This window comes from Armatimonadota bacterium, from assembly GCA_039679645.1.
Classification (GTDB): Bacteria; Armatimonadota; UBA5829; order UBA5829; family UBA5829; genus UBA5829.
On record JBDKUO010000004.1, the window covers coordinates 41,497 to 66,628 of the forward strand.

At 50.9% G+C, this 25,132-nt stretch carries 30 protein-coding genes; 10 read left to right on the plus strand and 20 right to left on the minus strand.

Going from position 1 to position 25,132, the window contains the following annotated elements; all coding sequences use genetic code 11:
* Nucleotides 1-2: 2 nt before the first annotated feature.
* The 7 genes from ABFD83_00545 to ABFD83_00575 all read right to left on the minus strand — a co-directional run bounded on the left by ABFD83_00545 (nucleotide 3) and on the right by ABFD83_00575 (nucleotide 4,287).
* A complete protein-coding gene (locus tag ABFD83_00545) occupies nucleotides 3-572 on the minus strand; it encodes a hypothetical protein (protein MEN6355551.1) in 570 nt (189 codons plus the stop codon).
* A 112-nt stretch (nucleotides 573-684) separates the two neighbouring features.
* A complete protein-coding gene (locus tag ABFD83_00550) occupies nucleotides 685-1,089 on the minus strand; it encodes a hypothetical protein (protein ID MEN6355552.1) in 405 nt (134 codons plus the stop codon).
* 56 nt (nucleotides 1,090-1,145) lie between these two features.
* Complete coding sequence (locus ABFD83_00555) at nucleotides 1,146-1,616, minus strand: hypothetical protein (GenBank protein ID MEN6355553.1); 471 nt, start codon at nucleotides 1,614-1,616, stop codon at nucleotides 1,146-1,148.
* Nucleotides 1,616-2,542, minus strand: coding sequence for a hypothetical protein (locus ABFD83_00560; GenBank protein MEN6355554.1), 927 nt, complete (start codon nucleotides 2,540-2,542; stop codon nucleotides 1,616-1,618). Before ABFD83_00560 ends, ABFD83_00555 begins: the two co-directional genes overlap by 1 nt.
* 224 nt (nucleotides 2,543-2,766) lie before the next feature.
* Nucleotides 2,767-3,654 (minus strand): AAA family ATPase, encoded by an 888-nt coding sequence (locus tag ABFD83_00565; GenBank protein MEN6355555.1) that lies wholly within the window; start codon nucleotides 3,652-3,654, stop codon nucleotides 2,767-2,769.
* On the minus strand, nucleotides 3,651-3,851 hold the full coding sequence (locus ABFD83_00570) for a hypothetical protein (GenBank protein ID MEN6355556.1): 201 nt from the start codon (nucleotides 3,849-3,851) through the stop codon (nucleotides 3,651-3,653). Before ABFD83_00570 ends, ABFD83_00565 begins: the two co-directional genes overlap by 4 nt.
* Entirely contained in the window at nucleotides 3,835-4,287 is a 453-nt protein-coding gene (locus ABFD83_00575) for a helicase-related protein (protein ID MEN6355557.1), read from the minus strand. The genes ABFD83_00570 and ABFD83_00575 overlap by 17 nt, the downstream gene beginning before the upstream one ends.
* Before the next feature lie 21 nt (nucleotides 4,288-4,308).
* Between ABFD83_00575 and ABFD83_00580 the strand changes: the two genes are divergently transcribed.
* Entirely contained in the window at nucleotides 4,309-4,476 is a 168-nt protein-coding gene (locus ABFD83_00580) for a hypothetical protein (protein MEN6355558.1), read from the plus strand.
* Between the two features lie 114 nt (nucleotides 4,477-4,590).
* Nucleotides 4,591-5,256, plus strand: coding sequence for a plasmid partitioning protein RepB C-terminal domain-containing protein (locus ABFD83_00585; GenBank protein ID MEN6355559.1), 666 nt, complete (start codon nucleotides 4,591-4,593; stop codon nucleotides 5,254-5,256).
* 64 nt (nucleotides 5,257-5,320) lie between these two features.
* Here ABFD83_00585 and ABFD83_00590 read toward each other — a convergent pair whose 3' ends face one another.
* From ABFD83_00590 to ABFD83_00600, 3 genes are read right to left on the minus strand one after another with little or no spacing between them, the layout of a single operon-like run.
* Nucleotides 5,321-5,833, minus strand: a complete 513-nt coding sequence (locus ABFD83_00590) for a hypothetical protein (GenBank protein MEN6355560.1) — start codon at nucleotides 5,831-5,833, stop codon at nucleotides 5,321-5,323.
* 44 nt (nucleotides 5,834-5,877) lie between these two features.
* Nucleotides 5,878-6,309, minus strand: coding sequence for a DUF4815 domain-containing protein (locus tag ABFD83_00595; protein ID MEN6355561.1), 432 nt, complete (start codon nucleotides 6,307-6,309; stop codon nucleotides 5,878-5,880).
* A gap of 9 nt (nucleotides 6,310-6,318) precedes the next feature.
* The gene (locus ABFD83_00600) at nucleotides 6,319-6,753 is read right to left on the minus strand and encodes a hypothetical protein (GenBank protein MEN6355562.1); all 435 of its coding nucleotides are present in this window, start codon (nucleotides 6,751-6,753) and stop codon (nucleotides 6,319-6,321) included.
* Between ABFD83_00600 and ABFD83_00605 the strand changes: the two genes are divergently transcribed.
* Nucleotides 6,737-8,047 carry a recombinase family protein gene (locus ABFD83_00605; protein MEN6355563.1) on the plus strand — a complete coding sequence of 437 codons (1,311 nt, stop codon included), beginning with the start codon at nucleotides 6,737-6,739 and terminating at the stop codon, nucleotides 8,045-8,047. The genes ABFD83_00600 and ABFD83_00605 overlap by 17 nt on opposite strands.
* Entirely contained in the window at nucleotides 8,044-8,448 is a 405-nt protein-coding gene (locus ABFD83_00610; GenBank protein ID MEN6355564.1) for a hypothetical protein, read from the plus strand. The genes ABFD83_00605 and ABFD83_00610 overlap by 4 nt, the downstream gene beginning before the upstream one ends.
* A 12-nt stretch (nucleotides 8,449-8,460) precedes the next feature.
* On the opposite strand, the gene ABFD83_00615 is transcribed toward ABFD83_00610, so the two are convergent.
* Nucleotides 8,461-9,633: a hypothetical protein gene (locus tag ABFD83_00615; GenBank protein ID MEN6355565.1), complete on the minus strand. Its 1,173-nt coding sequence runs from the start codon at nucleotides 9,631-9,633 to the stop codon at nucleotides 8,461-8,463.
* Nucleotides 9,634-10,126: 493 nt separating this feature from the next.
* Entirely contained in the window at nucleotides 10,127-10,282 is a 156-nt protein-coding gene (locus ABFD83_00620) for a hypothetical protein (GenBank protein ID MEN6355566.1), read from the minus strand.
* 162 nt (nucleotides 10,283-10,444) lie between these two features.
* On the opposite strand from ABFD83_00620, the gene ABFD83_00625 reads away from it, so the two are divergent.
* The gene (locus ABFD83_00625) at nucleotides 10,445-10,663 is read left to right on the plus strand and encodes a hypothetical protein (GenBank protein ID MEN6355567.1); all 219 of its coding nucleotides are present in this window, start codon (nucleotides 10,445-10,447) and stop codon (nucleotides 10,661-10,663) included.
* The gene (locus ABFD83_00630; GenBank protein MEN6355568.1) at nucleotides 10,660-10,860 is read left to right on the plus strand and encodes a hypothetical protein; all 201 of its coding nucleotides are present in this window, start codon (nucleotides 10,660-10,662) and stop codon (nucleotides 10,858-10,860) included. The genes ABFD83_00625 and ABFD83_00630 overlap by 4 nt, the downstream gene beginning before the upstream one ends.
* Nucleotides 10,861-10,989: 129 nt before the next feature.
* Here the strand turns inward: ABFD83_00630 and ABFD83_00635 are convergent, their stop codons facing one another.
* The 3 genes from ABFD83_00635 to ABFD83_00645 are packed head-to-tail and all read right to left on the minus strand — an operon-like array spanning nucleotide 10,990 to nucleotide 14,089.
* Nucleotides 10,990-11,877: a DUF4209 domain-containing protein gene (locus ABFD83_00635; GenBank protein ID MEN6355569.1), complete on the minus strand. Its 888-nt coding sequence runs from the start codon at nucleotides 11,875-11,877 to the stop codon at nucleotides 10,990-10,992.
* On the minus strand, nucleotides 11,847-12,800 hold the full coding sequence (locus ABFD83_00640; protein MEN6355570.1) for a hypothetical protein: 954 nt from the start codon (nucleotides 12,798-12,800) through the stop codon (nucleotides 11,847-11,849). The genes ABFD83_00635 and ABFD83_00640 overlap by 31 nt, the downstream gene beginning before the upstream one ends.
* The gene (locus tag ABFD83_00645) at nucleotides 12,797-14,089 is read right to left on the minus strand and encodes a PIN domain-containing protein (protein MEN6355571.1); all 1,293 of its coding nucleotides are present in this window, start codon (nucleotides 14,087-14,089) and stop codon (nucleotides 12,797-12,799) included. The genes ABFD83_00640 and ABFD83_00645 overlap by 4 nt, the downstream gene beginning before the upstream one ends.
* Nucleotides 14,090-14,419: 330 nt before the next feature.
* Here ABFD83_00645 and ABFD83_00650 point away from each other — a divergent pair, with 330 nt between their 5' ends.
* Nucleotides 14,420-18,352, plus strand: coding sequence for a hypothetical protein (locus ABFD83_00650; GenBank protein MEN6355572.1), 3,933 nt, complete (start codon nucleotides 14,420-14,422; stop codon nucleotides 18,350-18,352).
* Nucleotides 18,353-18,652: 300 nt separating this feature from the next.
* On the opposite strand, the gene ABFD83_00655 is transcribed toward ABFD83_00650, so the two are convergent.
* The 4 genes from ABFD83_00655 to ABFD83_00670 all read right to left on the minus strand — a co-directional run bounded on the left by ABFD83_00655 (nucleotide 18,653) and on the right by ABFD83_00670 (nucleotide 23,490).
* The gene (locus ABFD83_00655) at nucleotides 18,653-21,121 is read right to left on the minus strand and encodes a DEAD/DEAH box helicase family protein (GenBank protein MEN6355573.1); all 2,469 of its coding nucleotides are present in this window, start codon (nucleotides 21,119-21,121) and stop codon (nucleotides 18,653-18,655) included.
* A gap of 30 nt (nucleotides 21,122-21,151) precedes the next feature.
* Nucleotides 21,152-22,063, minus strand: coding sequence for a nucleotidyl transferase AbiEii/AbiGii toxin family protein (locus tag ABFD83_00660; GenBank protein MEN6355574.1), 912 nt, complete (start codon nucleotides 22,061-22,063; stop codon nucleotides 21,152-21,154).
* A complete protein-coding gene (locus ABFD83_00665) occupies nucleotides 22,060-22,680 on the minus strand; it encodes a type IV toxin-antitoxin system AbiEi family antitoxin domain-containing protein (protein ID MEN6355575.1) in 621 nt (206 codons plus the stop codon). The genes ABFD83_00660 and ABFD83_00665 overlap by 4 nt, the downstream gene beginning before the upstream one ends.
* A gap of 348 nt (nucleotides 22,681-23,028) precedes the next feature.
* On the minus strand, nucleotides 23,029-23,490 hold the full coding sequence (locus ABFD83_00670) for a transposase (GenBank protein ID MEN6355576.1): 462 nt from the start codon (nucleotides 23,488-23,490) through the stop codon (nucleotides 23,029-23,031).
* A 166-nt stretch (nucleotides 23,491-23,656) separates the two neighbouring features.
* Here ABFD83_00670 and ABFD83_00675 point away from each other — a divergent pair, with 166 nt between their 5' ends.
* The 3 genes from ABFD83_00675 to ABFD83_00685 all read left to right on the plus strand — a co-directional run bounded on the left by ABFD83_00675 (nucleotide 23,657) and on the right by ABFD83_00685 (nucleotide 24,737).
* The gene (locus ABFD83_00675) at nucleotides 23,657-24,049 is read left to right on the plus strand and encodes a hypothetical protein (GenBank protein MEN6355577.1); all 393 of its coding nucleotides are present in this window, start codon (nucleotides 23,657-23,659) and stop codon (nucleotides 24,047-24,049) included.
* Nucleotides 24,025-24,492, plus strand: coding sequence for a DDE-type integrase/transposase/recombinase (locus tag ABFD83_00680; protein MEN6355578.1), 468 nt, complete (start codon nucleotides 24,025-24,027; stop codon nucleotides 24,490-24,492). Before ABFD83_00675 ends, ABFD83_00680 begins: the two co-directional genes overlap by 25 nt.
* A gap of 65 nt (nucleotides 24,493-24,557) precedes the next feature.
* The gene (locus ABFD83_00685; GenBank protein ID MEN6355579.1) at nucleotides 24,558-24,737 is read left to right on the plus strand and encodes a hypothetical protein; all 180 of its coding nucleotides are present in this window, start codon (nucleotides 24,558-24,560) and stop codon (nucleotides 24,735-24,737) included.
* Here ABFD83_00685 and ABFD83_00690 read toward each other — a convergent pair.
* A complete protein-coding gene (locus ABFD83_00690) occupies nucleotides 24,720-25,025 on the minus strand; it encodes a transposase (protein ID MEN6355580.1) in 306 nt (101 codons plus the stop codon). The two genes, ABFD83_00685 and ABFD83_00690, sit on opposite strands and share 18 nt — an antisense overlap.
* Between the last annotated feature and the right edge of the window lie 107 nt (nucleotides 25,026-25,132).

Genomic DNA, 25,132 nt, shown 5'->3' on the forward strand with positions numbered 1-25,132 from the left:
CATCATCGCAATCTCAATAAACTCCTCGGGCGTCCGCCCGAACGCTGCTTCAAAGAAATCGAGATGAGTGCCGACCTTGCCCTTTGTAGCCAAAAGAATGCACTGCACCCTCTAAGCAGGCGACGATTCCAGTGCTCGCCCACGTGAGTGCGGTCCTTCGCATCAAGGGGGATATACTTCATCGGGAATGAATATATCTGAGTACCCAGTTCCTGGTTAAGCTCAACGTTTATGCGCAGGCGCTCGTAGAAATCCTGCGGAGTGTCAGTGTAGTTGAATAGCACGTAGTTAGATAGGTGAGTAATCCCGCAATCGACCGCTAGCCTGACTCGGTCGACATAGTCATCCTTGAGAGCAATGTGGTCGAAAGCCAATCTGAGCGGCCTAAGTGCTGTCTTTGCCAGCAATTCCATCTTGTCACGTGTCAGCCGCCGCAAGTCAATCCCCTGGTTGAAGTCCACGTGCCGAAATCTCTTGTTGAGCCTGGCACCCCTTTCGAACCCTAGCTCCAAGATGTCCCCGATGATCTCCTCGAACTGGTCGGATGCCAGTACGTTATTGTCAAGCAACACCAGATTTTGCTTAGCTCCGTATATAGACTCTATGGAACGCACCTGCTTCTTCAGAGGCAGGTAGTCACAAAACGTGGGCTCAATGCGGCTGACTGCGCAAAAGCCGCACCGATTAGGGCAGCCCCTGGTGGCATAGCCAATATATGCCGTTCAGTCCGTAGTCATAGTCAATCTGCTCGAGCATACAGTAGTCAGGAATCAGAGTATCAACTCGATGCTTGTCGCCGGGGTCAAGCATGCCAGGCTTGTCCAGAAGCCCGGGTATAACCGTTGCACCCGTTTGCTGATGCAACTCGTCGCCCAATAAGGTCGCCATGACGCCGCCCACAATGATGTCTTCAGGAGACGCGACAGCCCGGCGGTAATAGTCGATGGTATCGGCGGTTGTCTTCCACATGAACGTGAAGAGAGTACTGACGTAGACCCGGTCCCACTGCTGCTGCCGAAACTGGGGCACGCAACCCTTGACGAACTGCACGAAATCGCCTTTCAGCTTGTGGTACGTGGATATTTTCATCAAGCCTAAAGGCGGATACTTATTCCTGTATGCTGGTTCAACTAAAAGAATGCGTCTCATAAACTGCTGTTATCGATATCAGTATCGATCTGCTCAAAAACGAAGTGCAAGAATTGCTTGGGCAATTCTTTGCTGCACCCTGGGTCGAGCTGTGGTTCTCCTCCATTTGTGATCGTGTAGTCACCAAGAAAATCCTGCATGAGGATATCTATGCCAGCGTTAGCGTATTCCTCGATCTTGGCTATCACGGACTTATCATCCTGAATGGCAAGGAAGTCCATGCCGTTTTGCTCAAGCAACATCGCATAGTAGCAGGCCCATTCGCGCGGGTTTATTGTACTAGAGTAGAATCTGTCCCTGTCATCGCGCGACCCACCAAGGGGTTTGCTCCTCTGGTTCTTATATCCGAGGCACGCGCACACGAAGAAGAGCTCGTGGGAATCACCTACAACGACGTTCTTGAGGTCGTTGTATAGTCGCTTATAGCGTCCCTCTGTCTTAACGCGAATCTCCCTATCCATTTTCATCAGGAGTTTTCTCCCTCTCTCAGTATCGCCTGAGCGGTATCTATATCCCGCTCCTCGATCCTCGTGTTGCCGTCGTCTGCTGCTCTTAGCATGAAGAACTTGCCCCATCTTTCACCAGTCCGCAGAAGCCTGGCTTCCTGCTTTCGGAACTCGGTATCCGTGGCCAGCAGTATCCACTGCGACGAGAAGTCAGGTACCCGGCGAATCAAGTTCTGGCGGTGCTCATAGGAGAGTCTGCCGAAAGGAGTATCCATGAACAACGGCATCTCCAAGAGAGTGTCGTTTGACGCCGCCTGTGCCAGAGCCGCAATAAACGAGATCGACATGATCTGTCGTTGTCCGGCAGAGATGTTTGCAAGAAATGGCTTATTCCATCGGTCAAGAACCTGGAGCGAATAGTCGCTGTTTACAACAACAGTACGCAGGTTCTCACTCCCCTCCGAATCAAGCAGTTCACGGAACAGGTCGGTCGCCTTCTTTCCAATAAGGGTCTTTATCTCTCTCGTGAAATCATCGTAGACCGCGTTCAGAGCATCGCGAGTGGCACGCGCCAAGGTAGCACGGCGGGAAAGCTCGTCGTGCCGGCCTTGCTTCAGTTTCTCCTCATCAAGCTGAGCAATGAGCTGTCCATGCTCACGTTCAAGGTCGGTTACCGATGCCTGTAGCACTTGACTCTCAGCTTCCAGCTTTACCAGTTTCATTTCGAGTTGCTTCCGGTGTTCATCTAGCTTCGTCGCGTCTTGCCGCTCTGAGGATCCGATCTCCTGCCTAAGGGCCTCAAGCTTGATGCGTAATGCCTGGATCTCGTTGCGAATATTGCCGTAAACCACGAGGCGATTCTCAACCTGGCTGGCATCATCGCCGAAGCGCCCCTGCACATCGCTCAAGTGACGCCAGAGGTTCAGGGCCGCGTCTTGGATGGTCACATCACTCGTTCTGTCTTTCCACTCCAGGATGCGCGCATGCGATTCGGTCCCCTCGCAAATCTCGTTACCGCAGATGCACCGTTTCTCTGACAGAATCCTCTCGATCAGGTCCTTTCGTATCTCCGATGGGATCTCTCCCTTCTGTTTCTGCTGCTCTATGTTCTCGAAAACCCGCATCACTGTAGGCGCAACAAGCAATGACGATGCTTTCGCCGTCAGATCCCTCATCCCGGACAGGTGTTCTTTCGCTGCTGTTCCAGACCCTGCAGGTTCTGCTCCAGTGTCTTGCGCCTCTCAAACTGGTCTCGTATTTCGTTGAACGCCTCAAGCTCTTTGTCGACCTTGGATATTTCGGCTCTTGCCCTTGTTGCTTCTTCGCCGATCTCGTCCAAGCGTTGCTTCTTGTCCTTTTGGTCCTGCTCATTATCGCCTAGGCGTTTCAGCAACCTCGCAAGCTCGGGCGACGCGTTCTTCCGAAGCTCATCTTCCAACTCCCTGGTCAGCCTATCCGTTGCCTTCCTTGCTGTCTCTAGTGCATCGACGTTCAACAGATTGCGGATACCTTTACCGATCTCACGTCTCTGCTCAACGCTGGCGCGAGTAAGGCGCTCGATCTTCTCACCGTCGAACAGGAAGTAGTCCTTGACGCGCCGGTCCAGGATTGAGCTGACGAGTCTGTCCACCTCGGCTGGCTCTACCACTTTCGAGTTGCCGTCAGGTGTGGTCTCCACAAGACGGACCTCATCTAGCTCTTCAAGTATCCGATCGTTATTCCGCATTCCCAGAATAGCGCGTTTCAGGCAATACCGTCGCTCTCTGTGGACAAACTGCAGTTCCACGAATGTCTCGACCGGTTTGCCTTCGCTCTGCTCCAAAGCTGAAGTATTCACCAACTGCAATTCCGAATCCGGCACGTCACCATCCTGTGATAGTCGACGCTCTCCGAAGAGACAGAACACTATGGCTCTGAAGACACCGGTCTTGCCGCGGCCATTCTCCCCGAACACAACAGTAACGTTCCGGCTGTCTTCCCCATTTCCAGAGGCGAATTCAATGTGCTGAACGCCTTTGAACTGACGGAAATTGGCCATTGTCAATTTCTGCAGTATCAAGACTGACCTCCAGTCTTTCGCGCAGCGTCGCGAATCAAGCCCTGCAATGCCTCAAATACCGTTGCCTCGGGCAGATCCTCGGAAAGCTGGATCGCCTTAATGGCCAACTCGGATACAGCCTCGGGATACGACCGCAGTTTCTCTATGATCAGTTGGTTCACATCGGGCAGAAGTGCTGGATCAGCTTTGCTCATCATTTCCCCAGTCCCATTGTCTCAGATTGTGGTAGACGTCCCAAGGTTTTTCATCAAGCAGGTTTAGCATCTCATAGTGATCGAGGATATCTCGCACAGCAGACCGCGCCTGGAACTCGTTTAGTGCAGAGAACGCAAATTCCGCAAACCTTGGCATCTCCCTCTTAAGGATACTCACATCTACATCTTCTTTCAATGACAGGCGCTCGTAGGGTGGCACGACGATGTAGTCATATATGACTGCCTCAGACTTGCCTCTGGCAGTCCGTAGTATTCTGCCGCGCCTCTGTACAAACTCACGTGGATTTGTGCTGCTTGCGAGCACGAACGCAATTCGCGTAGATGGCACATCAACACCTTCGTCTAGGCACTTGATAGCCACAAGAACCTGGATGTCTCCATCCGCAAACTGCTCAAGCAACTTCTCTCGATCAGGCAAGCTTACGTCATGGACAAACTCATGACAACGCAAGCCCAGATCAGCAACCGCCTGGAGTACATCACGATGGCCGCCCGGCGCGCAGTATATCAGGATGTCTCGCGTTTCCCGACCATTCCGCCTGTCGTCATCAACCAGACCTTTGAGGAGGGTAAGCCGAGCTGTGCGAGACGAGGCTCTTCTTCGTAGTTAACGCAATGAAGATGCTCTTCAGAGACGAGAACTTCATGAACCTGCTCAGGGCCGAGGGCCTGGAGAGCCTGCCGGAGTTCTTGGCTCAAAAGATAAAGGAGGGAGAAGTCAATGGATAATGTGTTTGGCGATAGCATCGGTGCCCTGAAGATCGGGTTCGAGATGAACGGCAAGACTCTGCGGCTTGCCGACATTCTGCCTTCGCGAAAGCCCGATGAGAAGCTGCAGGCCAGCCGCAAGTTCGCGACGGTCGTGGCGTCCATCCGCGAAGTAGGGATAATCGAGCCGCCGATAGTCCATCCCATGGGCAACGGACCGGATGCGAAATACCTGCTACTTGATGGGCATATGCGTATCGAAGCGCTCAAAGAGATTGGCTGCGACACAGTGTTTTGCCTAATATCTACAGACGATGAGTCCTACACTTACAACAACAAGGTGAACCAAGTGACTGCGATCCAAGAACACTTCATGATTCTGAAGGCCATTGAGCGTGGGGTTAGCGAGGACAGAATAGCGAGCGCCCTCAAGGTCGATGTGAGTTTTATCCGGCAGAAGCGGAACCTGCTGCAAGGCATCTGTCCTGAAGCGGTTGACCTGCTCAAGGATGTGGCAGCCGGGGCAGTAACCATTCGCAAGCTCAAGAAGGTCAAACCCTCCAGGCAGGTGGAGATAGTTGAGATGATGTTGATGGTTCATAACTTCAGTTCTGTATACTGCGAAGCACTGATATACTGCGCGTACTTTGCCGACTTCTCAAACAGATCAGAGATGTAGAGGCTCCCGGCCGGATGTGAACCATCGCGCTTTTTGGACGCGCAGGCGACCAGGCAGATAGTGCTCATCGCTGCTCCTCACTACCAGCCGCGAGGCTCAAAATGGTGCGAGAAAGACTAGAAGCGAGCGCCCTCTCCAAGGACGTTATGAGCCCCAGTTCGCCTGTAGAGTGCCCATCCGCGTCAGCCAGCGGTTCAACAGGGATCCCAAGGAATGAGAGCGTCCTGTTCGCTGAGGAGTTCAGTATCCAGGGTTTCTCACCTACTGATGGTCCTATCCAGTCTTGCCCCACAGGGTATGCGAGGAACCCGGCAACCGGTGAGTGAGTGGGACCCAAAGCTGATAGGTAAGCCGCCATCTGGTAGAGGTCTTCGCGCAGAACACCGCTTGGCACCTCCCTGGAAGGTGTTGCGTTCTTATACTTAGCATCGAGAACGCCTACTACCATCTTGGTGAACGGATCTAGGAGCAGGATGTCAGGTCTTACCCTCTGCAGCGAAGTTCCGCGCGCACCTCGGAGCAAGAACCTTGCGTTCTCTTCCTCCCTTGTGCCGTGGACCACATCATAGGAGTGCATCCCATCGCGAATGACGTTGAAGAGATAGATCTCCCATATCTCAGCTATATCGAGCAGGACTCACGAAGGCTCAGCACCCATTTCTCCCGTTCGGCGGTCGGCTCGCCTGTAGCGGGATTGATGAGCCCCGAATCCTGGTTATGCGTGTAGTTATACTTCAGAAGCTCGACATAGACGTAGTCCACGCCGCTCGTCTTTGCTGGGTCGTAAGCAAGTGTCGCACCGGACACCTGTTCGACGTGGCCGTCTATGTATACGACTCCCGGCGAGAGTGTCAAGACATTGCCAGCAACCTGCGGTACAAGCCCACCAAGGATAGCGCCGTCCCTGTAGAGCAGGTCCGCGAGCTTTTTTTGCTCATTGATGGCGATGTCCTGGACCTCGTTTAGTTCCGAGTCCAGCAGGTCTCTATCCTGATGGAATCTTACCCGCTTGTAGTTCTTGGCGGGGTCGAAGGTGTTCCTTGATATGGACATGGCGTCTCCTTATATCTTGATGACCCCGACAAGCTCGACGCGCGTGTCGGACGTCTTGTTGAAATCAGGGATGTTCTTCACTTCATACAGATAGCCCGGGCTTTTCACCTGTCCGGATGGATTGCTGGACTGGTTAAACACGCCGCCCTCGGCATAGTCGGAACTAACGCTTGGGACATACTCGACATTGCCTCCAAAGAAGCCATACTCCCGAATAGTGATCCCGTTTGCCTCGGCTTCCTCGAACCGGAAGAAGACACCGATGATTTGCGTTTCCAGTCCGGTCTCTGAGTAGTGGACACCGTTCACCTCAAGTGTCCCTTGCGGGTCTTCTGCAAGAAATGCAATCTTGTAGTAGCGCTTCCTGGAGCGCTCGTGGATGAGCGCGATCTGATCGACGCTCACATCGGGCGGGTTCATCGGGTCAGTGAACGTGGTGTTCAATAGCCTCGATGCCCAGCGGGAGTCCAGCGAAGCATATATCACGAGCCAGAAGCATGAGGGCTGGACGGCGCTGCCGGATATCTACTCAGACGGAGGTTTCACTGGAGCTAACACCGAAAGGCCCGGTCTGCAGCGACTTCTCGACGACATCCGCGCAGGCAAGATAGACGCGGTAGTCACCTACAAGGTTGACAGGCTCTCCAGGTCGCTCCTCGACTTCGCCCGGCTGATGGAGCTTTTCGAAGAGCACGATGTCTCATTCGTGAGTGTCACGCAGAACTTTTCGACTACGACTGCCATAGGGAAATTGACGCTCAATATTTTGATGAGTTTCGCCGAGTTTGAGCGCGCCATCATAGCCGAGAGGGTGCGCGACAAGGTGGCGGCGTCGAAGCGCAAGGGCAAGTTCATGGGCGGCACACCCTTGCTGGGTTACGATATCTGCCCGACGACGCATAAACTCCTGATAAACCCTGGAGAAGCCCGAACGGTGCGCCACATCTTCAAACGCTTTGCTGAAGTAGGCTCAGGGCTTACCACAGCAAAGGAACTGAATGCAAAAGGCGTTACGACCAAATCATGGACCACCAGAGACGGTAAATATAGAGAAGGTAAGCCTTGGAACGCCTCCCTCATCTACCGCATGCTTTCAAACCGCACTTATCTCGGCGAAACCGTTCACAAAGACGATTGCTACCCTGGAGAACACGACGCAATCATCTCTAAAAGCCAGTGGGACGCGGCACAGGCGATGATCCATGCAAACCCGAGGAAGACCCAAAGAAGCCACGAATCGGTCCCTGCGCTGCTCGGTGGTATCATCCGCTGCAGGCACTGCGACCGAGCGATGATCAGCACATACACCCGGAAGGCCGGCAGGACTTACCGCTACTATGTCTGCACCAAAGCCAGCAAGAGTGGCTATGACTGCTGCCCGGTAAAAACAGTCGCGGCAGGCGATATGGAGCAGGCGGTGATTGGTCAGATCCGCGCGCTCTTCCATTCCCCAGAGATGATAGCACAGACATATCTTGCGGCTAAGCAGCTCGCCAGCGAGGAAGGACCCGACATCACGCCCACTCAGTGGGAAGTGATCGATGCCCTGAAGGACTTCGACGCCGTCTGGGAAGAGCTTAACCCTGCGGAGCAGCGGCGAATAGTCGGATGTCTTGTCGAGCGTGTGACTGTGAGCGTTGACGGTCTGAATGTGCGGCTTCGAACCGATGGTATTCACTCCCTCCTGTCATCTCTGGACAATACACACGATGAAAATGAAAGGACAAACGAGCGATGAGCGGTATATCACTTGTCGAGGACGCAGGCGGAATAAGCGTGCGTATTCCGATGAAAATTAAGAAGCGCGGAGGGCGGAAAAAGATTACTGTGCCGACTGGTCTCGACGGGGCGATGGAGAACGGTTGCGACAACGCCTTTGCTATAGCTATCGGTCGAGCTTACTGCTGGCTAGAGATGCTGGAGTCCGGCAAGTATCGCTCGATGCGAGAGATGGCTGAAGCTCTAGGCATTTGTGTTACGTATATGCCCCGGCTTCTCCGGTTTACGTTGCTGGCTCCAGATATAGTGGAGGCAATCTTGGACGGCAATGAACCGGACGGCTTCAGCCAAAACAAGCTGATTGGAAGAATTCCTGCTGACTGGGAGGAGCAACGGAGGAAGTGGGGATTCACGCGATAAACAACTCTGCTATTAGTCTGACCACCAAGCCGCCGACAGACATCCCGGCCCGCTGTCGAATATCATCTTTCCGATGCGAGCATGCGGCATGTCGAATGTCCAGAATTGAAACTGGTCGCTTCGATTGTCGACAACCGCTTCGCCTCCCCAGGTGACCTGTCCTCGAAGCACCACCTTGGATGGATTTTTCAGCCAGCCAACCGCTTCCATGAATATTATCGAGCCGCCATCGGGCTGGATACTCAGATATGAAGACTGCCATTTGGCGATACGCCGAAACGCGCAACCATCGGATTTTAATGCATATAGGGCTTCGTCGGTGTTGACATGCGGCTCACCGTATGAGTATGATGCGAGCGCAGCCATCCATGAGCCTTTCGATTGAGACAGCAAAGTGATTCCCCATGGGTCGTTGTGCGAACGGTGAATTGGCAGCCTTTTGGTTCTGCCGTTGGATTTGTATAAGAAGACTCCTATGCCATCACACAGCGCATAGCCGGTGCCATCTCCAAGCTCGGCTACGGCATCGATAGTGTCACGCCACCTGAACAGAACTCTCCGGCGTCCAGTTACAGGCTGAGCATATATGGTCGAGCCTTTCTTTGTCGACGATACCACCAAGATTAACTCGTTGCGTTTTGCAGACCATGCCGCGCATGTGAACCCACCGTATCCCGAATAAGCTTTCATGCGTCCGAGGTAAGCGTCATAGATACGAACCGGACCATCGGAATAGGGGTCCACGATTGCGAGATACCGACCGGAGCCTGACCACAGCAACTGCTCATTGGTGTATCCCGGATATATGGTTCTGACCCGCCTGGTCTTTCTATCCCACAGCCGAAGGCCGCTCGGCGTCAGCTTGATATCAGCATCACTTATGGCTGCGATGGTCGGACTCTGGCCGATGGCGACGTAGCCGCCATTACACGAAACTGCTATGCTCGAACCTGCGAAGTCTTGATAGGCCCCGTTGTAGAAGCCGTTTATGAGGGTTGACCGCTTACCTGATCGCAGGTCAGATTCCATAACGTCGATGCGGCCTGACGTCGGAGCATTGGCTCCGTTATCGCTGCTCTTCGCAAGTTCAGCGGAATACAGATAGACCACTCGTCCGTGGTCAGCTCGAACAGTCGAAACCGACACAACCGCAAGCACAAGGCATATCAGCATAAGGTTTCGCATAGTCAGCACACTCCTCGCAGCCATTATACATGATAACAAGACGGGCAATAAGGCACTGAATTGCGCGTGTTCATCCCAGCGGATTTTCTCTGTCCGATGCCAGGGTTTCGAACTCGCCCCGAATGTAGATTCGAACTTGAGCTCAAAAATCTTGAAATCGAACCCCCTCAAGTGTTCAAGATTCAGAGAACACAGCCAAAATCCCGGCAAAACAGGGCAAATTCGCGAGGAGTTCGATTTCAAGTGAGTGCTCAAGAATTAGGTCAGGTAGGGACTGTTTGGGGGTGTCTCACGCTCAGTTTTACGCTCAAAACGGCGTTTTGAGTCCAGATAAGCAAAAAGCGAGAAACCATCACAGAGACGGTTTCTCGCTTCACTTTTGGTAGCCCCGATGGAATACCGGAACATGACCAAACGTTCAGATTGAGCTGGAGAAACAGGGTTTTTGAGCGTGAATTGGTTGAGGTTTGAGGGGTCATGTATAGCCTACTAATTAGTGGCAGGCTATGTTATCGGCTATCATGCATCTGCATTGCATGATACCTGAGATACAGCGTTTCAGCCTACCCGAACCATGCGTGGCTGCGAACGCAGCAAACTCATCGTAGGTAAACACCGGGTGGGTGGTGAAGAATGTTGTAGTCTTCATCTGTGGCCTGCCTGATGCTGCGTATCAACGCCCGTAGTTGGTAATGACCAGCAATACCATTACAAATGGTAATGGTATTGAGCTGTTTTGTCAACTCGCATGGTACCCTGCTGGGGACAGGCGAAACAAGCAGCTTTCGCCCGAGGAAACTGTTCATAGCTGTTGCGTATCATCAAGGAACCAGGCATGTTTGCCAAGCTGGCCGAAGCAGCGATGCAGGAACCGCCGCGAGTGCGAGCCATGCTCGGGGCGTTGGGACAGGAGGCAAGGATCAGAAAACCAGAACTTGTGAAGCTAAGATCGTCATTGAACCCGCTGTCCAGGTACGACTTCGGGCGACTGCGATGCATGAAATATGCTAAGGAGTGGCTAGCGAAATGAAACTTTTTGAGCACGAGGACTTTGGTCCGATTCTCACCGAGACGACCGCCTGGTTAAAAGAGCAGCGTGGCATGGAACGCATCAGCGCCCAGATCGTAGAGAAGGACTATTATGTCACTCAAGTCTTGCGTGCTATCGCAACAAACTTCAGCGGCACAGTCCTGTTCAAAGGCTGGCATCCGTGTCAGTGTCAGTAGCTATTCGTCGGTATATATCGATAACTACCGACACTTTGTACAAGGAAAGATGAGCGATGTCGGAACTCCCTACCAATGAATTGGTGGTTGTCTCCAATAGCTGTAACATCATCCATTACTTAGCTGATCTTATTCTGGAATTGGATGAGCAGGCAAAAAGCGATACGCGGTCAATTTCACAATAATGAACAGCAACGATGCCGCGTTCCGCCAGTTGAACTTCTCAGGTTTTGCTATTCCGTGGGCAGCTTCATTCCGCAGATTGTCTCCTAACTTGTCGGCAAGAAGAAGCCTGATCAGCCATACGAAGTCCGAATCAAAGCCTTCAATATCCGCTAAGATGTCGAGTATCCGGTTTAGCGTCTGGGCCTCCCAGTCGCCAAGGCCGAGGAAATTCGTCTTTGGCATTCCCAAGCATCCCAAGAAGTCCCTCAACGCTCCCTCAATTTGCGGGAGAAGAATGTGTATACAAGCGATATGGTCATCGCGGTTGAATGCTTCCAGACCAGCTGTGATCAAGGCCAATCGGCATTCGTCTATGATGTCGGACTCAGCTATGTGCTGGCGGACTACACCGAGGTAATCCGGATCATTGCTCTTGAGGAGCTCAAACAGATGAGGAATGAAGAAAGTTGCGGCGAAGAGATAGCGCATTCTGAAGTTGCGAGCCGCGCCATAGGCAAGTTTTCCATCTTCATCATCAATCCTCTTGACGGTCATCTCATCTGTTTGAATGCGAACCGGGGCAATGTTCAGAAAGACAAACTGCTTCGCTTCGTCGACAGCCTGAGCATAGGCGGCATCATAGGATGGCAGTATATTAGGGTCAGAACTTAGCAGCAGCAGACATTCCCGTATGGGCAGGGCGCGATATGGGTCCAGCCACTGATTGATCACCTCGTGTGGTATCTCAATCTTGGTCTCTACCGACCGATATTCCTCCTGCGCCAACTTGTGCTCTCGTTCTATCGCAGCCTTCAGTTCCGCTACTTTCTCTGGCGCGTTGCCCAGTTCCACATAGGCCTGAAGTGCTTTCTCAATACCACAATGGAAATGAGATGGCTCCCACTCTTCAATGCAGCTTCGTCTTCGTGTGACGCAGCTACACGTGATCTTGTATCGAGGACTTGGTCATCATTCCCCTCCAGTTTCCAGAGATCAGCGATCACCTCAAGGAAGCTCCGCTGGATCGGGTGACTATCAGGGATATTAGCAGCATAGTGTTCAACGGCATTTTCAGCGAGTGCCCGTAGTCGAGATAGATCAACAGAATCTTTCAGTTTCTCCCGGTCGGCAATGGACCTTAGGATATCAAGCGTCCACCGATACTGCCGGGCGGCAGCCAGCTTGTCCATTATTTCCAGATCCTTGGTCAGGGCACACTCAACTAACTCAGTGTTGTTGAGCTGGAGTGATAAGGAAAGTGCCCGCGTAAGTGCATCAGCAAGCTCGATTCCCCAATGGTCGCCTGATACCATGTTGCTTAGGTATACATCTGCGCATTCTATATAGGATTCGGTGGCGAGCAGTGCCTGCCTGTAGTTGCCGGAAGGTCGCATATCCCAGACGACATCCGCGTAGCGTGCCTTGAGTATAGGATTGGTAGTCTCAACGGACCGGAGCTTGTAGTATTCAATGCATTCATCGGAGAAATGCTTGCTCCGGTCAGGATACTGGATCTCTTCGCCGTTCTCATAGGTCATACCAAACTGACAACCGAACCTGTAGCCTTGGTTCTTATGTGGACTGAGATCGAATGCCAACGCCTCATACACCATCTTCTGATAGCTCTCTTGGTCACCGGCCTCCTGATATTTGTCTGCCGCTGCTTTGTAGATGTCACTCCGGTTGTGCCGGAAGTCATCCTGCGTCGATTCTGACAGGGAAATCAACTGCTCTGGCGACATCTCCTGCCACTCAGGCCTAATCGGTCTACTCATTCCTTCTGATCATCCCCTCTATCCGGTAGGCTCAGAACCCTTTCAATCTTTACGTTGAGCTTGGCCTTGATCTCCGATGGCACATTTCCCACCGTAATCACACATCCGATCTGGAAGTTGCTCGCTGACTCAACAGAAGCAAACTCCAAATATAACGGTCCCAGTGGCTCGTCAAGGTTGTGCTTCACACGCTTCACATGGTAGTGGACCTCTATCGGGCCATCTTTATAGATGATTGGACGCTCAACATTCTGTGAACTCGAGTTCTTTAGGTCGCGGATAGCCCTAACAATATACACCTCCGGTGGGGTTATCGAGGCAAGCATGGCTAAGGAATCTGACATGCTCCTGGGCCTAGGCGGTTCTGGTTCATCCGGCAAATCAGGAAGAGAAGATACATCGTAGGCTGCAATGACGTTGTCCGGCATGGTCAGCATTATATCCACGTCGTGCGCAGGGTAATTGCCACTATTCCGTATAATAATATCCATTGGCGCTATCCTGTGCCAGAATGCCAGGTTCTCATTCAAATAGGCTCTATACTCTTCGTGAAACTGCTCCATATCGGAATTATGCGATCTAACTAAGCTCGGCTGCAGAATCCCCATTGCTGAATGGCTTGATATCTTCGAGAACTGCTGCATGGCTGAATGCATTTGCCTGTCGATCTCGCCCTGAAGCATATCCGAGCTGGATAGAATCCGCACTTCAGCGTGCTTCATGCGATTGCCAAAGCAGATATCGACCTTCGGGATGCGATCTGTCAACTTCCGATTCTCCTGCTCCAGTTCCCGGATACGCTTTTCTGATTCATCAGGCTCCACTGGCAGCAATAATTCGTTTGGAAGATCGAATACCTGAATGCCACGGAGCAATGCCTTCGCCTGCACTGCTGAGTCGTGCGAAACAATCACAACATCGCCGCCGGGTTGTTCCGCCAGGTATTCCAACACGTGAGCAAGCAACCTGTCATCCATCCATTTGAAATCCAGCCCATCTGTCTGGAATTCTTGACTCGGTTCGCTACGTAGGAACCTGATGGTAACGCTTGCGCGGATGGTCCCGCCATTTCGGAGCAGATCCAGAAGCTTCTTCGTGGCACAGGCAGCACGTTCTTTGATTCGCTTCTTTTGGTGGCTCTCTTTGTGCTTATCAAGTTCGCGGAATATGACAGGTGCTATCACCAGTTCGACATGCTCGGTACCCAATACCTTGGGCCAGTCGATCTGGTCGATCCACTGGTAGTGCAATAGAGTCATTGTGTCTAAAAATGCTATTTTGATGGACATTGTAAAGAACCTGCCTGACTCGCCAAAGCGCGGTCACAATGAGAATATATAAACCACCAAGTGTGGGTTCAGCAGAATGGTCGCAAGAACCTTCTCCGACGGAAATTCCAGGAAGCGTACGAGATGGAAATGAACATCATAATCTAACTTTGGAAACTCTGCGCCCTAGAATGCTCCCCGTTTAGGTTCGCCTAAGTGATAGTTTATGTGTTGAACGAATCGAATATGGCCTGCGAGCATATTTTCACTGTTGTTTCTTTTGAGGGATGGTGGCTAACCACTATAAAACAGTCTGGTGAAAGTGGATTTACGCTATAATAGTTCCAGATCATGAAGAACACGAATGTAAATAACCACATATCGACACAGCTGGATGCTCTGGTCAGAGCTCGCTACCATGGTGCGGCAAATATATCTGGGATTAGGTATCAAGTCTTGTACTCCACGCTCAGGGTGCTGGATCTGTGCGATGACAACTCACACGTGCACACGGTCATGTTGGAGTGCATCGAGGACCTCGACATAGCGAGGATACGGGTCGGATCTACATGTGTCCAGGTCAAGAGTTCAGCTAACCCCTGGTCATGGTCAAGACTCCGCGAGCCGTTGGAGCATTTTGTTGAAGTTATGCGTATTGACCCTGATGCCCGCTTCGAACTCGTTGTAGACTTTGCGCTTCGTGACAGCCTTTCGCGATTAGCCCGGATACATGTGCTGTCAAGGAAAGATAAAGCACAGATTCAAAGGATGCTGCGAAACCTCTGTAAAAAAGCAAGTATATCGTCTTCTGAAGCAGATCAATTAGTAAACAGGCTAACAATAACATCGCTTCCGGAGGAAAAGGTATGGCAGTCGTTGCGCAGGGCGGCATCAAAGGCTTTCCGTCTCAACAGCGATGCCGTAGAGATTCATATCCGTGTGCTGTTAGCGCATGTGCTGGACTGGGCAGCGAATCGCAAACATGTTGTTCGTGCTGATATTGATCGGGTATACGTGGATACCAACGAGAACTTGGCAAGGCAGAGTGATTTCGATGCTTATGGCGCAGGACTTGTCACACGTATATCTTGGGATAAGGATTCTAGTCCCTTTGATTTCTTCGAGGGAAAAGGAACTCGTCCTGGACATATCGCAGCCGGTGTGGATGTTCTCCGACCCGAATGGATGGAACGGATTGATGAAGCACTCGCGATGAGTAGTGTCTGCGTGATTCGTTCTGCCAGCGGGCAGGGCAAATCCGCACTAGCTTATCGGTATGCTCGTACATACTGGGCAGCCGAGAACACTTTTCTTATTCGTGTAGCTCAAGAGCCAGAGCAAGTAGAGCGTATTCTGAACTATATCGACTTTCAACGTAGCTTGGGCTTACCGATCTTGGTGCTTATAGATGGGGCTGACTGGCGCACTAGTCTATGGTCTATCATTGCTCAGACTGCTATGTCAAAAGGTGCCCGTGTCCTTGTTACAATACGGATGGAAGACTGGCATCGCTTCTCTCGCCAAAGCAGCTTGACCTACAGGCTGATAGAACCATATCTCAGCATAGAGGAAGCAAAGAAGATATTCCAGTCATTCAAGGCGCAAGGCAAGGTACATCCGTCGGTAGACTCTGCGGAATGGGCATATGAGAAGGTTGGCGAAACGCACTTGCTTATGGAATACGTTTACCTTATTACCCATGGTCAGATGTTGCAGGAGCGGCTGAGTGATCAGATAAAAGCTTTTGACATGCTGAGCGAAGACAGTGCGAAGATCGAGATTCTCAGGTGTGTCACGCTCGCTGATTTCCTTGGTGTTTCTGTAGACATCAGAAAATTAATGCAAACAATTCATCTTACCAAAGATCCCCAACAAGTGCTCGCATCACTGATAGGAGAATACGTTACCTCCGAAGATGGACAATTCCGTGGCCTTCATCAAGTCAGATCTGAGCATTTGGTGGAGTTGCTTCACGATGATTACCCATCGCCAACCAACACAGCCTTGAAGGTGATAGACGCCATACCTCTGGATGGTCTTGCCACATTTACGGCGAATGCCCTCTGCTGGAATAGACTTGAGCACAAGTCATTCTTGTCAGCATTGGCGCAAAGAGCCTTGGAATCAGAGGTCGCGACCACTCTGGCGATACTGCAAGGTCTCTTCCAGGGCGGAGAGGCTCGCGCAGTGCGGATGAACCAGGATTTGTTTGATGCCGCTTTCAATCTAGCGGGGCCCGGGGGACCATTCCTTCTCGGTGTGAGCTTTTCGCCAACAGTTAGAGTCAATACGATCAATGAAATGCTTGAGATTTTTGGCGACTCTCCTGAAAAAGTCGGCGCTTTTCCAGCACTTAAAGATCTGTCGCTCAAGTTCCATACAGGCGAGCGTGGTCTAAATATGTGCAAGCAATTCCTTGAAGAAGTCTGTCTTCGTATTCCAGGGACTGCCCTCATATCGGATGTCAAAAGCCTTGGGGACTTCCTAGACTGGTGCGCTATATCTGGAGTCGACATAGCGGTATGGCCGTCCATTCGTGATGATGTAATTGAAGAACCATCTGTTTTTGATCTAGAGCTGACAGCCTTTTGCAGATTTGCTATAGGGTTGTACCGATATGACGAGCCACTATATCTGAATTGGTTCGATAGGAACCGTAGTCAAATTGTCGGTTACCTGAAAGTCCAGACGGATAGTGTTACCATCGATCTCACAGAAACTGATATCTACGTTGAGTTCTTTATAGATCATGCAGGCGACGATACACCAAACGCCCAAGCAGTATCCAGGCTCGAGGTTTTTCGCTCCGTATTCCCGTTTTGTCAGTGCTACAAATCCCAAGGATTATGGCTGCTGCCTGCTGGTATGATGCCTCTGGTAGATGAGACATATAAGGAGATTCCCCGCGAAAATCTGCATCTGAGATCAGACGTTGAGAAGAACGTAGTCTGGAAAGACCTCATTGGCGTACGATACACCTCAGATAGCTACTACAGCTATCAGAAACTGTGGTATGGCATTCGCTGTGATGCTCTCTCCTTTGTTCATGCACTCGAAAAGATGGCTCAGCGTACAATCGCCGGCAAACGCTACGATCTTAATCGCGCTCTCGATAATGGTAAGCTAACAGTCCGTTTGTTTGAGTCTATGCAAAAGGCTGTAGATCCACCCAAGCAGGCACCCCAAAAAATAGAATCTGCACTCAGGAGCGCTGTAAGCGGATTCTCAAGCCATCTGCAAAACTTTGTACAGCAACTTATGGAATACTACGAGGAAAAAGATCATCACACAGGCCGACTATGCATCATCAACTTCAAGGATGTGGTCGCACTATTACCAAACCTTCATGCTGCATTTGATGACCTGTTTCGGATTTCGTCAGACTACTTCTATGCATCGAGCTTGGATGCAGAAGAGACCACTGTCTATAAGCAGCTAGATGAACTGCTTGAAGTCTGGGTTCTAGACCCACCGGCCTTGCCGCAAGCGGATCCACTAAATTATGTCAGGACTAAGCGAGAAGCTCATGCAAATGCTTTACTTAACAAAGCTAGAGAATTACTTGCCAATGTCAGTAGCGACCAAGCGGGCATCATCTTGCCCAATAAAATATATACTGATGGCAAGTTCACATATATCCCTATAGCCTACTCGGTTGAGAATATATATCAGCTTGATAGATCGTTCGTTCCACTGGCATCGGCACTGATTGGATTACAAGATGCTGCTGACTTTTTCTATTTCATACCTATTCGTGAAGGGAAGCGGCTTATAGACAAGGCGTACAGAGTTGCTTCGCATAATTTGGAAGAGATTGCAGATGGCCATATAGAAATGCTCCACACATTCATCATAGTGGATGTCCCCGAAGATATAATAACACTACTGCCTCATATGGACGTAGAGACGCCTCTAGAACTCCAAGCCTACCTGGGAATAGCTGGTATTCTACTGGCTCTACAGCCGATGATAGAACTCATGGGCATTCTGCATACTTTCCTGCTTTCAGAAGAATCTTGGGACCATGTGCTTTATGAGCGGCATAAGGACAAGCTTTCCCAGTTTTTCGATGACATAGTAAGAGCTGCTGCGAAGACACTTGATCTTGTGAAGAAGGTTTTCCCTGCCCATGAAGATGATCCACACTATCTTCTCCTATCACGGTTTCTCAATGGACTGAGATTGATGCTCGGACAGGATTCCGAGGAAGTGACTATATTTGATGATTATGAACTTGAGGATCTGGAAATGGCTATCAACCATCTATTCCGAGTTGATTCTTGAGAGCATCTTCAATCCGATACCTTGTGGGACATTCCAACTAGATCTGCCACATGTTGCGGAGTAATTGCCGATGCTAAAGCCAGTTCTTTTACTATTGGCCGCCACACTGCCGGATCACGGTTGTGGTTTCACCCTCACTCTAGCCCTCTCTCCGTCAAGGGAGAGGAAATTTACTATAAACGTGGCGTGCACCCGGCATTGGTCCAAGCAGTTGGCGAGACGCAGCACATCGTATATCGGCTATCATGCATTGGTATTGCATAATAACCGATAACGGGCAACAATCGAGGCCATTTTGTATCAGGTTGACTTCACTTCAGAGAAGATGTAGCCAATCGCTCTGTATCCTCTGAGTCGCTTCTCATGCATTCTGGCTAGCATTGGCACATTCAGGTCTGCGTAGTCATATATGCGGACCTCGTTCTTGGCTGCGTGAAGCCTGTGCAGTCGTCCTGCATATTGGGCGAGGGTGCCTTTCCAGGAGATCGGCATTGTGAGAAAAAGAGTGTCGAGTCGGGCGTCGTCAAACCCTTCGCCGAGATAACGACCGGTCGCAATTATCACCCGTTCTTCTGTATCCGGTATCGCAGCCAGTTCCTCAGCCACGGCCCTTCTCTGGCGCGTACCCATGCCACCTTTGAGCACAATTACATTTTTAATGGCTTTATTGAGCTCAGTGGCAAGGAATTCCAAATGTTCCTTGCGCTCGGTTATAACGACCGGCGAACGCCCCTGTTCGATAGCACTGATGACATCGTCAAGGATCATGTCATTACGGCGTGTGTCCGCAACGATGGCGGAATAGATGTCCTGGATTGGCGGCTTCTCCTGAACGGAGAGCTCCAGCGGCAATCTGAAGTCAGTTCTACGCACGATGAGCCTGTGTTCAAATGGGCGCAACTCCGCTTGATCCCTGGCGTTGTCTCTGTACCGGACAGGACCACACTGCATGAAGATGATAGGATGATGCCCGTCTTTTCGAGCGGGTGTTGCCGACAGCCCAAGCACATACTTCGCCTTACATGCGCGCGTTACTTGTTCGAAGCTGCTCGCGGATATATGATGACACTCATCGACAACCAGATGCCCATAGTTGGCGACGATATCATCCACCACGCCTTTCCTGCACAGGCTCTGGAGAAGCGCAACATCTATGATACCTGTAGGCTTATGCTTACCGCCGCCAATTCTGCCGATCTGCTTGGGATCAATATTAAGGAATGTCGAGAGACGGGTCACCCACTGATCCAGCAGTTGCTGCCGGTGGACGAGCACCAGTGTGTTGACTCCTCGCTGCGTAACCGCATTGATGGCTATTATGGTCTTTCCAAACGCCGTGCTTGCGGCAAGGACTCCGGTATCTTGTGAGAGCAATGCTGATGCCGCGTTTGCCTGATCAAGAGTTAATTCACCTTGGAACTCAAAGTGAAGAGGCGTGCCAGGATATCGCTCATCCTGCAATTTAACTCCAACGCCCTGGCAGCGCAGCAACTCGACGATTTCATCCAGACATCCACGCGGCAGTGCGATGTGCTTTGGAAAGTCCTCAGCGCACGAGATGATTCTCGGCTTGCCGAATGTCGGCAGTCGCATCGCCTGCGCCTTGTAGAACTCTGGATTCTGAAATGCAGCCAGCCGGATCAAGCGGTTTCTGAGCTCAGCCGGAAGTTCAGCTTTCTCCACATAAACCTGATTGCCCAGCACAAGATTCACACTTTCCGGGAGCGGACCTTGTATGGGAATATCGCTCAACTTGCGGGACGGGGAAGCAGCCCAGGGTTCATCATCATATTCATCAGTCACGACCATCCGCACACCGGTTATCTGGCCGTTCTTTTGAGCCTGCTCGACGATACTTATGAGATGAGACAAGCCTATCGGCCGCAGCGATGACAGAAACGCCCACTGATCGGGGTAAGGAACGAAGTGTTTGTCGAGGAACAAAGTATTGCCCTGCTTGCGAACTGCACCCTGGAACGGCAGCGCGATGAGGTTACCAAAGCCACCTTTGGGCAGGGTGTCCTGATTAGGGAAGAATCGATCATAGGAATCAAACCCGATCTCCGGTCTGCGCCTCATGGCGTCGGTCATTAAGAATGCTCCGAGTTGACGCGCGAGGCTCGCAGGAACGGGTTCAGCAAAGAATATCCAGACGTGACCTCCATTGCCCGAGCGTGAGCGCTCCAGCCCGGCGGGGACGTTGTGAATGGCGCACGTATCCATAAATGCCAGTGCATCTTCTTGCCATGTTGCCTTATCAAAATCTGCCGCAAGGAACCAGCAGGTTTCATCATTGAGCATTGGATAGATGCCAATGACGAAATGGTATGAGCTATCAGCGCCGTTTCGCTCGTGGCCTGCAACGTGATTGCGAACAACTGCATCGGTGAGAGGAAGAAACTCGCGATGTGGACAGTCCGCGCATTTCACGCGGCGCTTATCACACAGTCCATTTACCCACTCATTATGACAGGCCGGTTGGTAACCTGACTTGCCGGTCTTGGGACTTTCCCATCGGCGGGCATATACATCATCGCGTCCGCGAAAGAGCTTGCGGATGAGAGCGATCTTCTCCTCGGCATGTGAGCTGTTGGTGATTGGCGCATCTGGAAACGATGATATCGAACAAACTCGCTCCTTCTCCAGTGCGACTTGGTCTCGGAGTTCATTCAACTCACGGGTTAACTCGGTACGCTCTGCATCGAGCGCTCCCAGTCGCTGCTCAATCTCAATCATTCTGCTTTCGATATCAGTTATACGGCTGTTCATGCTTGGCCAAATCCGTGTTAGCGAGCCTTTTCACTGTACCCACGGTCCCGGGGCAATCCAGCTTGAAGCGAATGCTTCGCCGGAATGTAGTGCCGTTGCTACTGGAGCAAGAAAGTCTCTCACTACCGATGCGATCTCGCTAAACTCGACCGGCAAATCATCAACCCGAAGTCGTTTTCGAAAAGCCGTCCATTGTACTTGCTTCTCGGAAGCGAACTCTTCGGAAAAAGCCACGATTTCTTCAGTCAATTCCATATTTCGATTGCTGAATGTCCGCCTGATAGCTTCAGAAAGCACTGCACCATCATAATCGAATTGGCGAGACAGCAACCAGATATCGTGGAAGTCCTTCATCCGACTGTTCAACTCGCGCAGCTTTACCATCGCCTCGAACTTCTCTGCGATAGCACTCTCGCGACTGTAGCACAGCAATCGCGGTACCGGAGAATCCAGAATGGTTGGTAGTTCAGAAGTCTCCGGCTTGGGATACACAACATCTCCAAATCCGATATCGATTTGCATGTTAACTCTAGCCGAGTCCAGCAGTCCTTGAAAGCGCACCCGTATTCCTTTATAATCTGCGTCTTCCGTGATTCGCTCAGTCTGAATTGTCCGGGTGTCAAAGATGAGCCCGTCCGGCTCAATGTCTGTTTGAAGCGCATCTTGGAACTGAGCAATGATATCCGATTCGCTGTTACTGGTTCTGCCAAGCATGTCAATATCCATTGTTGGGCGAGTTGCGGGAGAGTTCCAGACGCGCAGCAGCAGAGCACCCTTTAGGACAAACCTGTTCGCATGCTGAGACTGCGATAAGCGATACAGAAAGCGTTCCATCGCGTAATACTGCAGCAGTTCGGCGAATGGCCGGTTATCAGCCTTGGCCTTATTGAGAAGGCGCTGTCGGATTGAAGCGGGAAGATTCTTGATGGGTCTAGTATTCACAGCATTGCCTCGATATAAGGCTTCATAACATTTTCGATCCTGCATATTCTGGCATACTTAAGTAGCTCGCCGATATCGAATGTTTTCCTTGCCTTATAAAGCCTAAGTGCCTCCAGAACGACATCCATTCCGAGCTTGTTTCTGAACCTGAAACAATCCGCCAGCGTTTTCTCCGGACTGTATACCCGCACCACGACATCATCTACTTTATGCTCTTGAATTCCCTGAGTGAGGGTATCGCCAGAGAAGCGATGAACGGTGATGGGCGGATAGTCCAACCGCGGCGTCTCGGCACCTTTTTCGAGTGCAATGGAGACGGTGTGAGGAACCTGCGTTGTAATATCGTGGAAAGCCAGAGCCGAAACAAGACAGATGACTGCCCTGGGAATGCGCGCCGCTACAGTCACAACATCAATGTTCGATACTGGCTGCTGATCTGCCAGCCGATATACGCCGCGCGACATCTGCACCAGTTCGCCAGCGTCACGAAGTTCGTAAAGTGTACGTGGGTGGATGCCTGCCTGAATTGCTTCAGCAGTCCGGATGATCCCGCTTTTCTCTCTTATCAGACGTTTCGCATCTTCTCTTGCGGAAGCGGTTGGGCCACGTTTTTTCATGGATAGAATTACCTACGTTTATTGTTGACTATAGGTATTATTATCCATGTAGCAAGAAAAAGCAAGTGCCTTCTTTCAGTTGCCAGCATAGTTGATATAGATACCCCGATAGATCGAATCCTTGGTTCCACGTTTATCAATATTGCCCTGTTTTAAGTTTAAAACTTAGCAGGGCTGGCATCTGTATCAGTGTCAACAGCTCTGCGGTGTGTGAATTTGTGCTTCCGCCACCGATAGCATAGAAATTATTGCCCGACATCTCTCATGTGTCAGCTGGATGGAGTTTCGTGATCTTCCATTGCACCACCTTAAAGATCGCGCAGCAATATGTCAAGATTATAGGTCGTGTCAATTGTAGTGTGTAAAATCAAGTTTAGGTATTTCCTTCCAGTCTTTGTTTCTCTGATAGAAAAGCCCGTATAAAAGCCTGTAACAGCTTTCTCTGTTTTGAAATCCAGCCCAGCCATATGATCGGCTGCGAATATCTTGGTTTAGCCGTTCAATTGGGTTGTTGGTGCGAATATACTGCCAATGCGATTGTGGGCAAGAGAAAAACGAGAGCAACTTGCCCAGGTCTTTTTCCAGCTCTGCTGCAAATCCGATATATTTATGAGTCCATTTCGCTGCCCAGCAGGAAAAAGCTTTTAAAGCCTGTGATCTATTCCTTGCTCGATACACTTGCCTTAGATCGTTTACACACTCAGCTCGATCATCTTCATCTACAGCATCAGCAAGCCTGGACATCCTGTACGCCCAGCACAACTGGTGATCTACGTCATCACCTAAGACATCATCGACAGCTAGTGTCATCGCCGGTGAAAAATTCTCCAAATATAGCGGTGTAAAAATGTACCACTCGCCTGCGCGCTGTAGCGCTATGGCGCGCAAGCACGTGAGTTAAAGTTGGGCGGAGGAGATGACTCTTCCGCCCGTTGGCTCCGTATGATTGTTAGCAAGCAACCACGGAGTCACGATTATGATATCACGGGAGAATAAAGTGGACATCAATTATTTTAACCGCCAGGGATTATCTTATCGAGAGATAGCCCGAAAGACCGGCCGGGACCGGCGTACCGTCAAGAAATATGCCCAGAATCCTTTACTTATAACAGCATGCCGGTCGAAAGTGCATAGGTCCAGCATTTTGGATCCTTTTAGATCGACAGTCGAAAGCTGGCTAAACGAAGACTCGGGTTATCGCGCGACTTGGATTCTTGACCAATTGAGGAAACTGGGATACAGTGGCGGCTATACGATAGTCAAGGACCTGGTCCAGGAAATAAAGCAGGAGAACAGTCGTATAGCCTATATCCGCTTCGAGACCGGCCGGGATGGCAAGCTCAGGTGGATTTTGGTGATTTCAAAGTAGTCCATTCTGACGGCAGCGAGAAGACTCTTTACATGTTCAGCATGGTGCTTGGCTTTTCCCGTCAGATGTATTGCGAGTTTCTTGAGCGGTGCGACATGACCAGCTTTCTTGACGCTCACCAGCGTGCTTTCACCTATTTCGGGGGTATGCCGGCCGAAATACTCTACGACCGGATGCGAAATGTGTTTGTTGGGAAGCTCGCTGGCAGGAGCGAGTTCACGCAGGGGTTGATGACTCTCGCCGACCATTATGGCTTCACCCCGAAAGTCGCACCGGCTTATTCGCCCTGGGTAAAAGGCAAGGTCGAAAGGCCGATGGATTTCATCCGTGAGAGGTTCTGGAGAGGTTACTCATTCAGGGACATTGAGATGGCGAACAGAGACCTGCTCTTGTTCCTCGAAGAAAGTCTCACCGCATTCACGGCACTACCGGCGAACGCGTAGTAGATCGCTTCGAGTCTGAAAAAGCATTTCTTCTGTCTCTGCCGCCGAATGTTTGTGATGTATCCATGCGGTTGTATCGCAAGGTTGCCAAGGACTGTACAATAAGCGTGGAGGGCAGCAGGTATGAGGTGCCTTACAAGCTGGTTGGAAAGAAGATTGTGGTGAGGCTCAAGGATGGTGTGCTTCGTGTCTTTGATGGTGACGAGCTTATGGCAATGCATACACAGTCACCAACGAAATGCTAATCGTCCTGGCACCAGGATAGATGGTATGAAACCGGAGTAGCGAAGCCTGGGAACCTTTACATCTTTAAGCATGCCAAAGCGAGTGAGAATGTCTCTAGTTCGGTATCCATTCCTGTAGTCTTGTCTGGAATCACTGCGACCATATAGGCTGCAGCCTGTTTTGTGCTTTATCTCCCAGTCAAAGCTCTCCTCCAATACAAACTTAAGATTCTGGGTCACCAACTTTGAAAGATCACCAAATCTGCCGTCCTCTGCATCCTGACCCCAAGAGGCAGTTGCGTTAGGCATAGCTAATCTCAAATCTGTTGGTTCAAAGAAAGTGGAAACCCCAAGCTCTGAGCGTGTGGAACGAAGCGCAAATGCAAAAAAGTGGAAAATCTACCCCAATAAAAGCA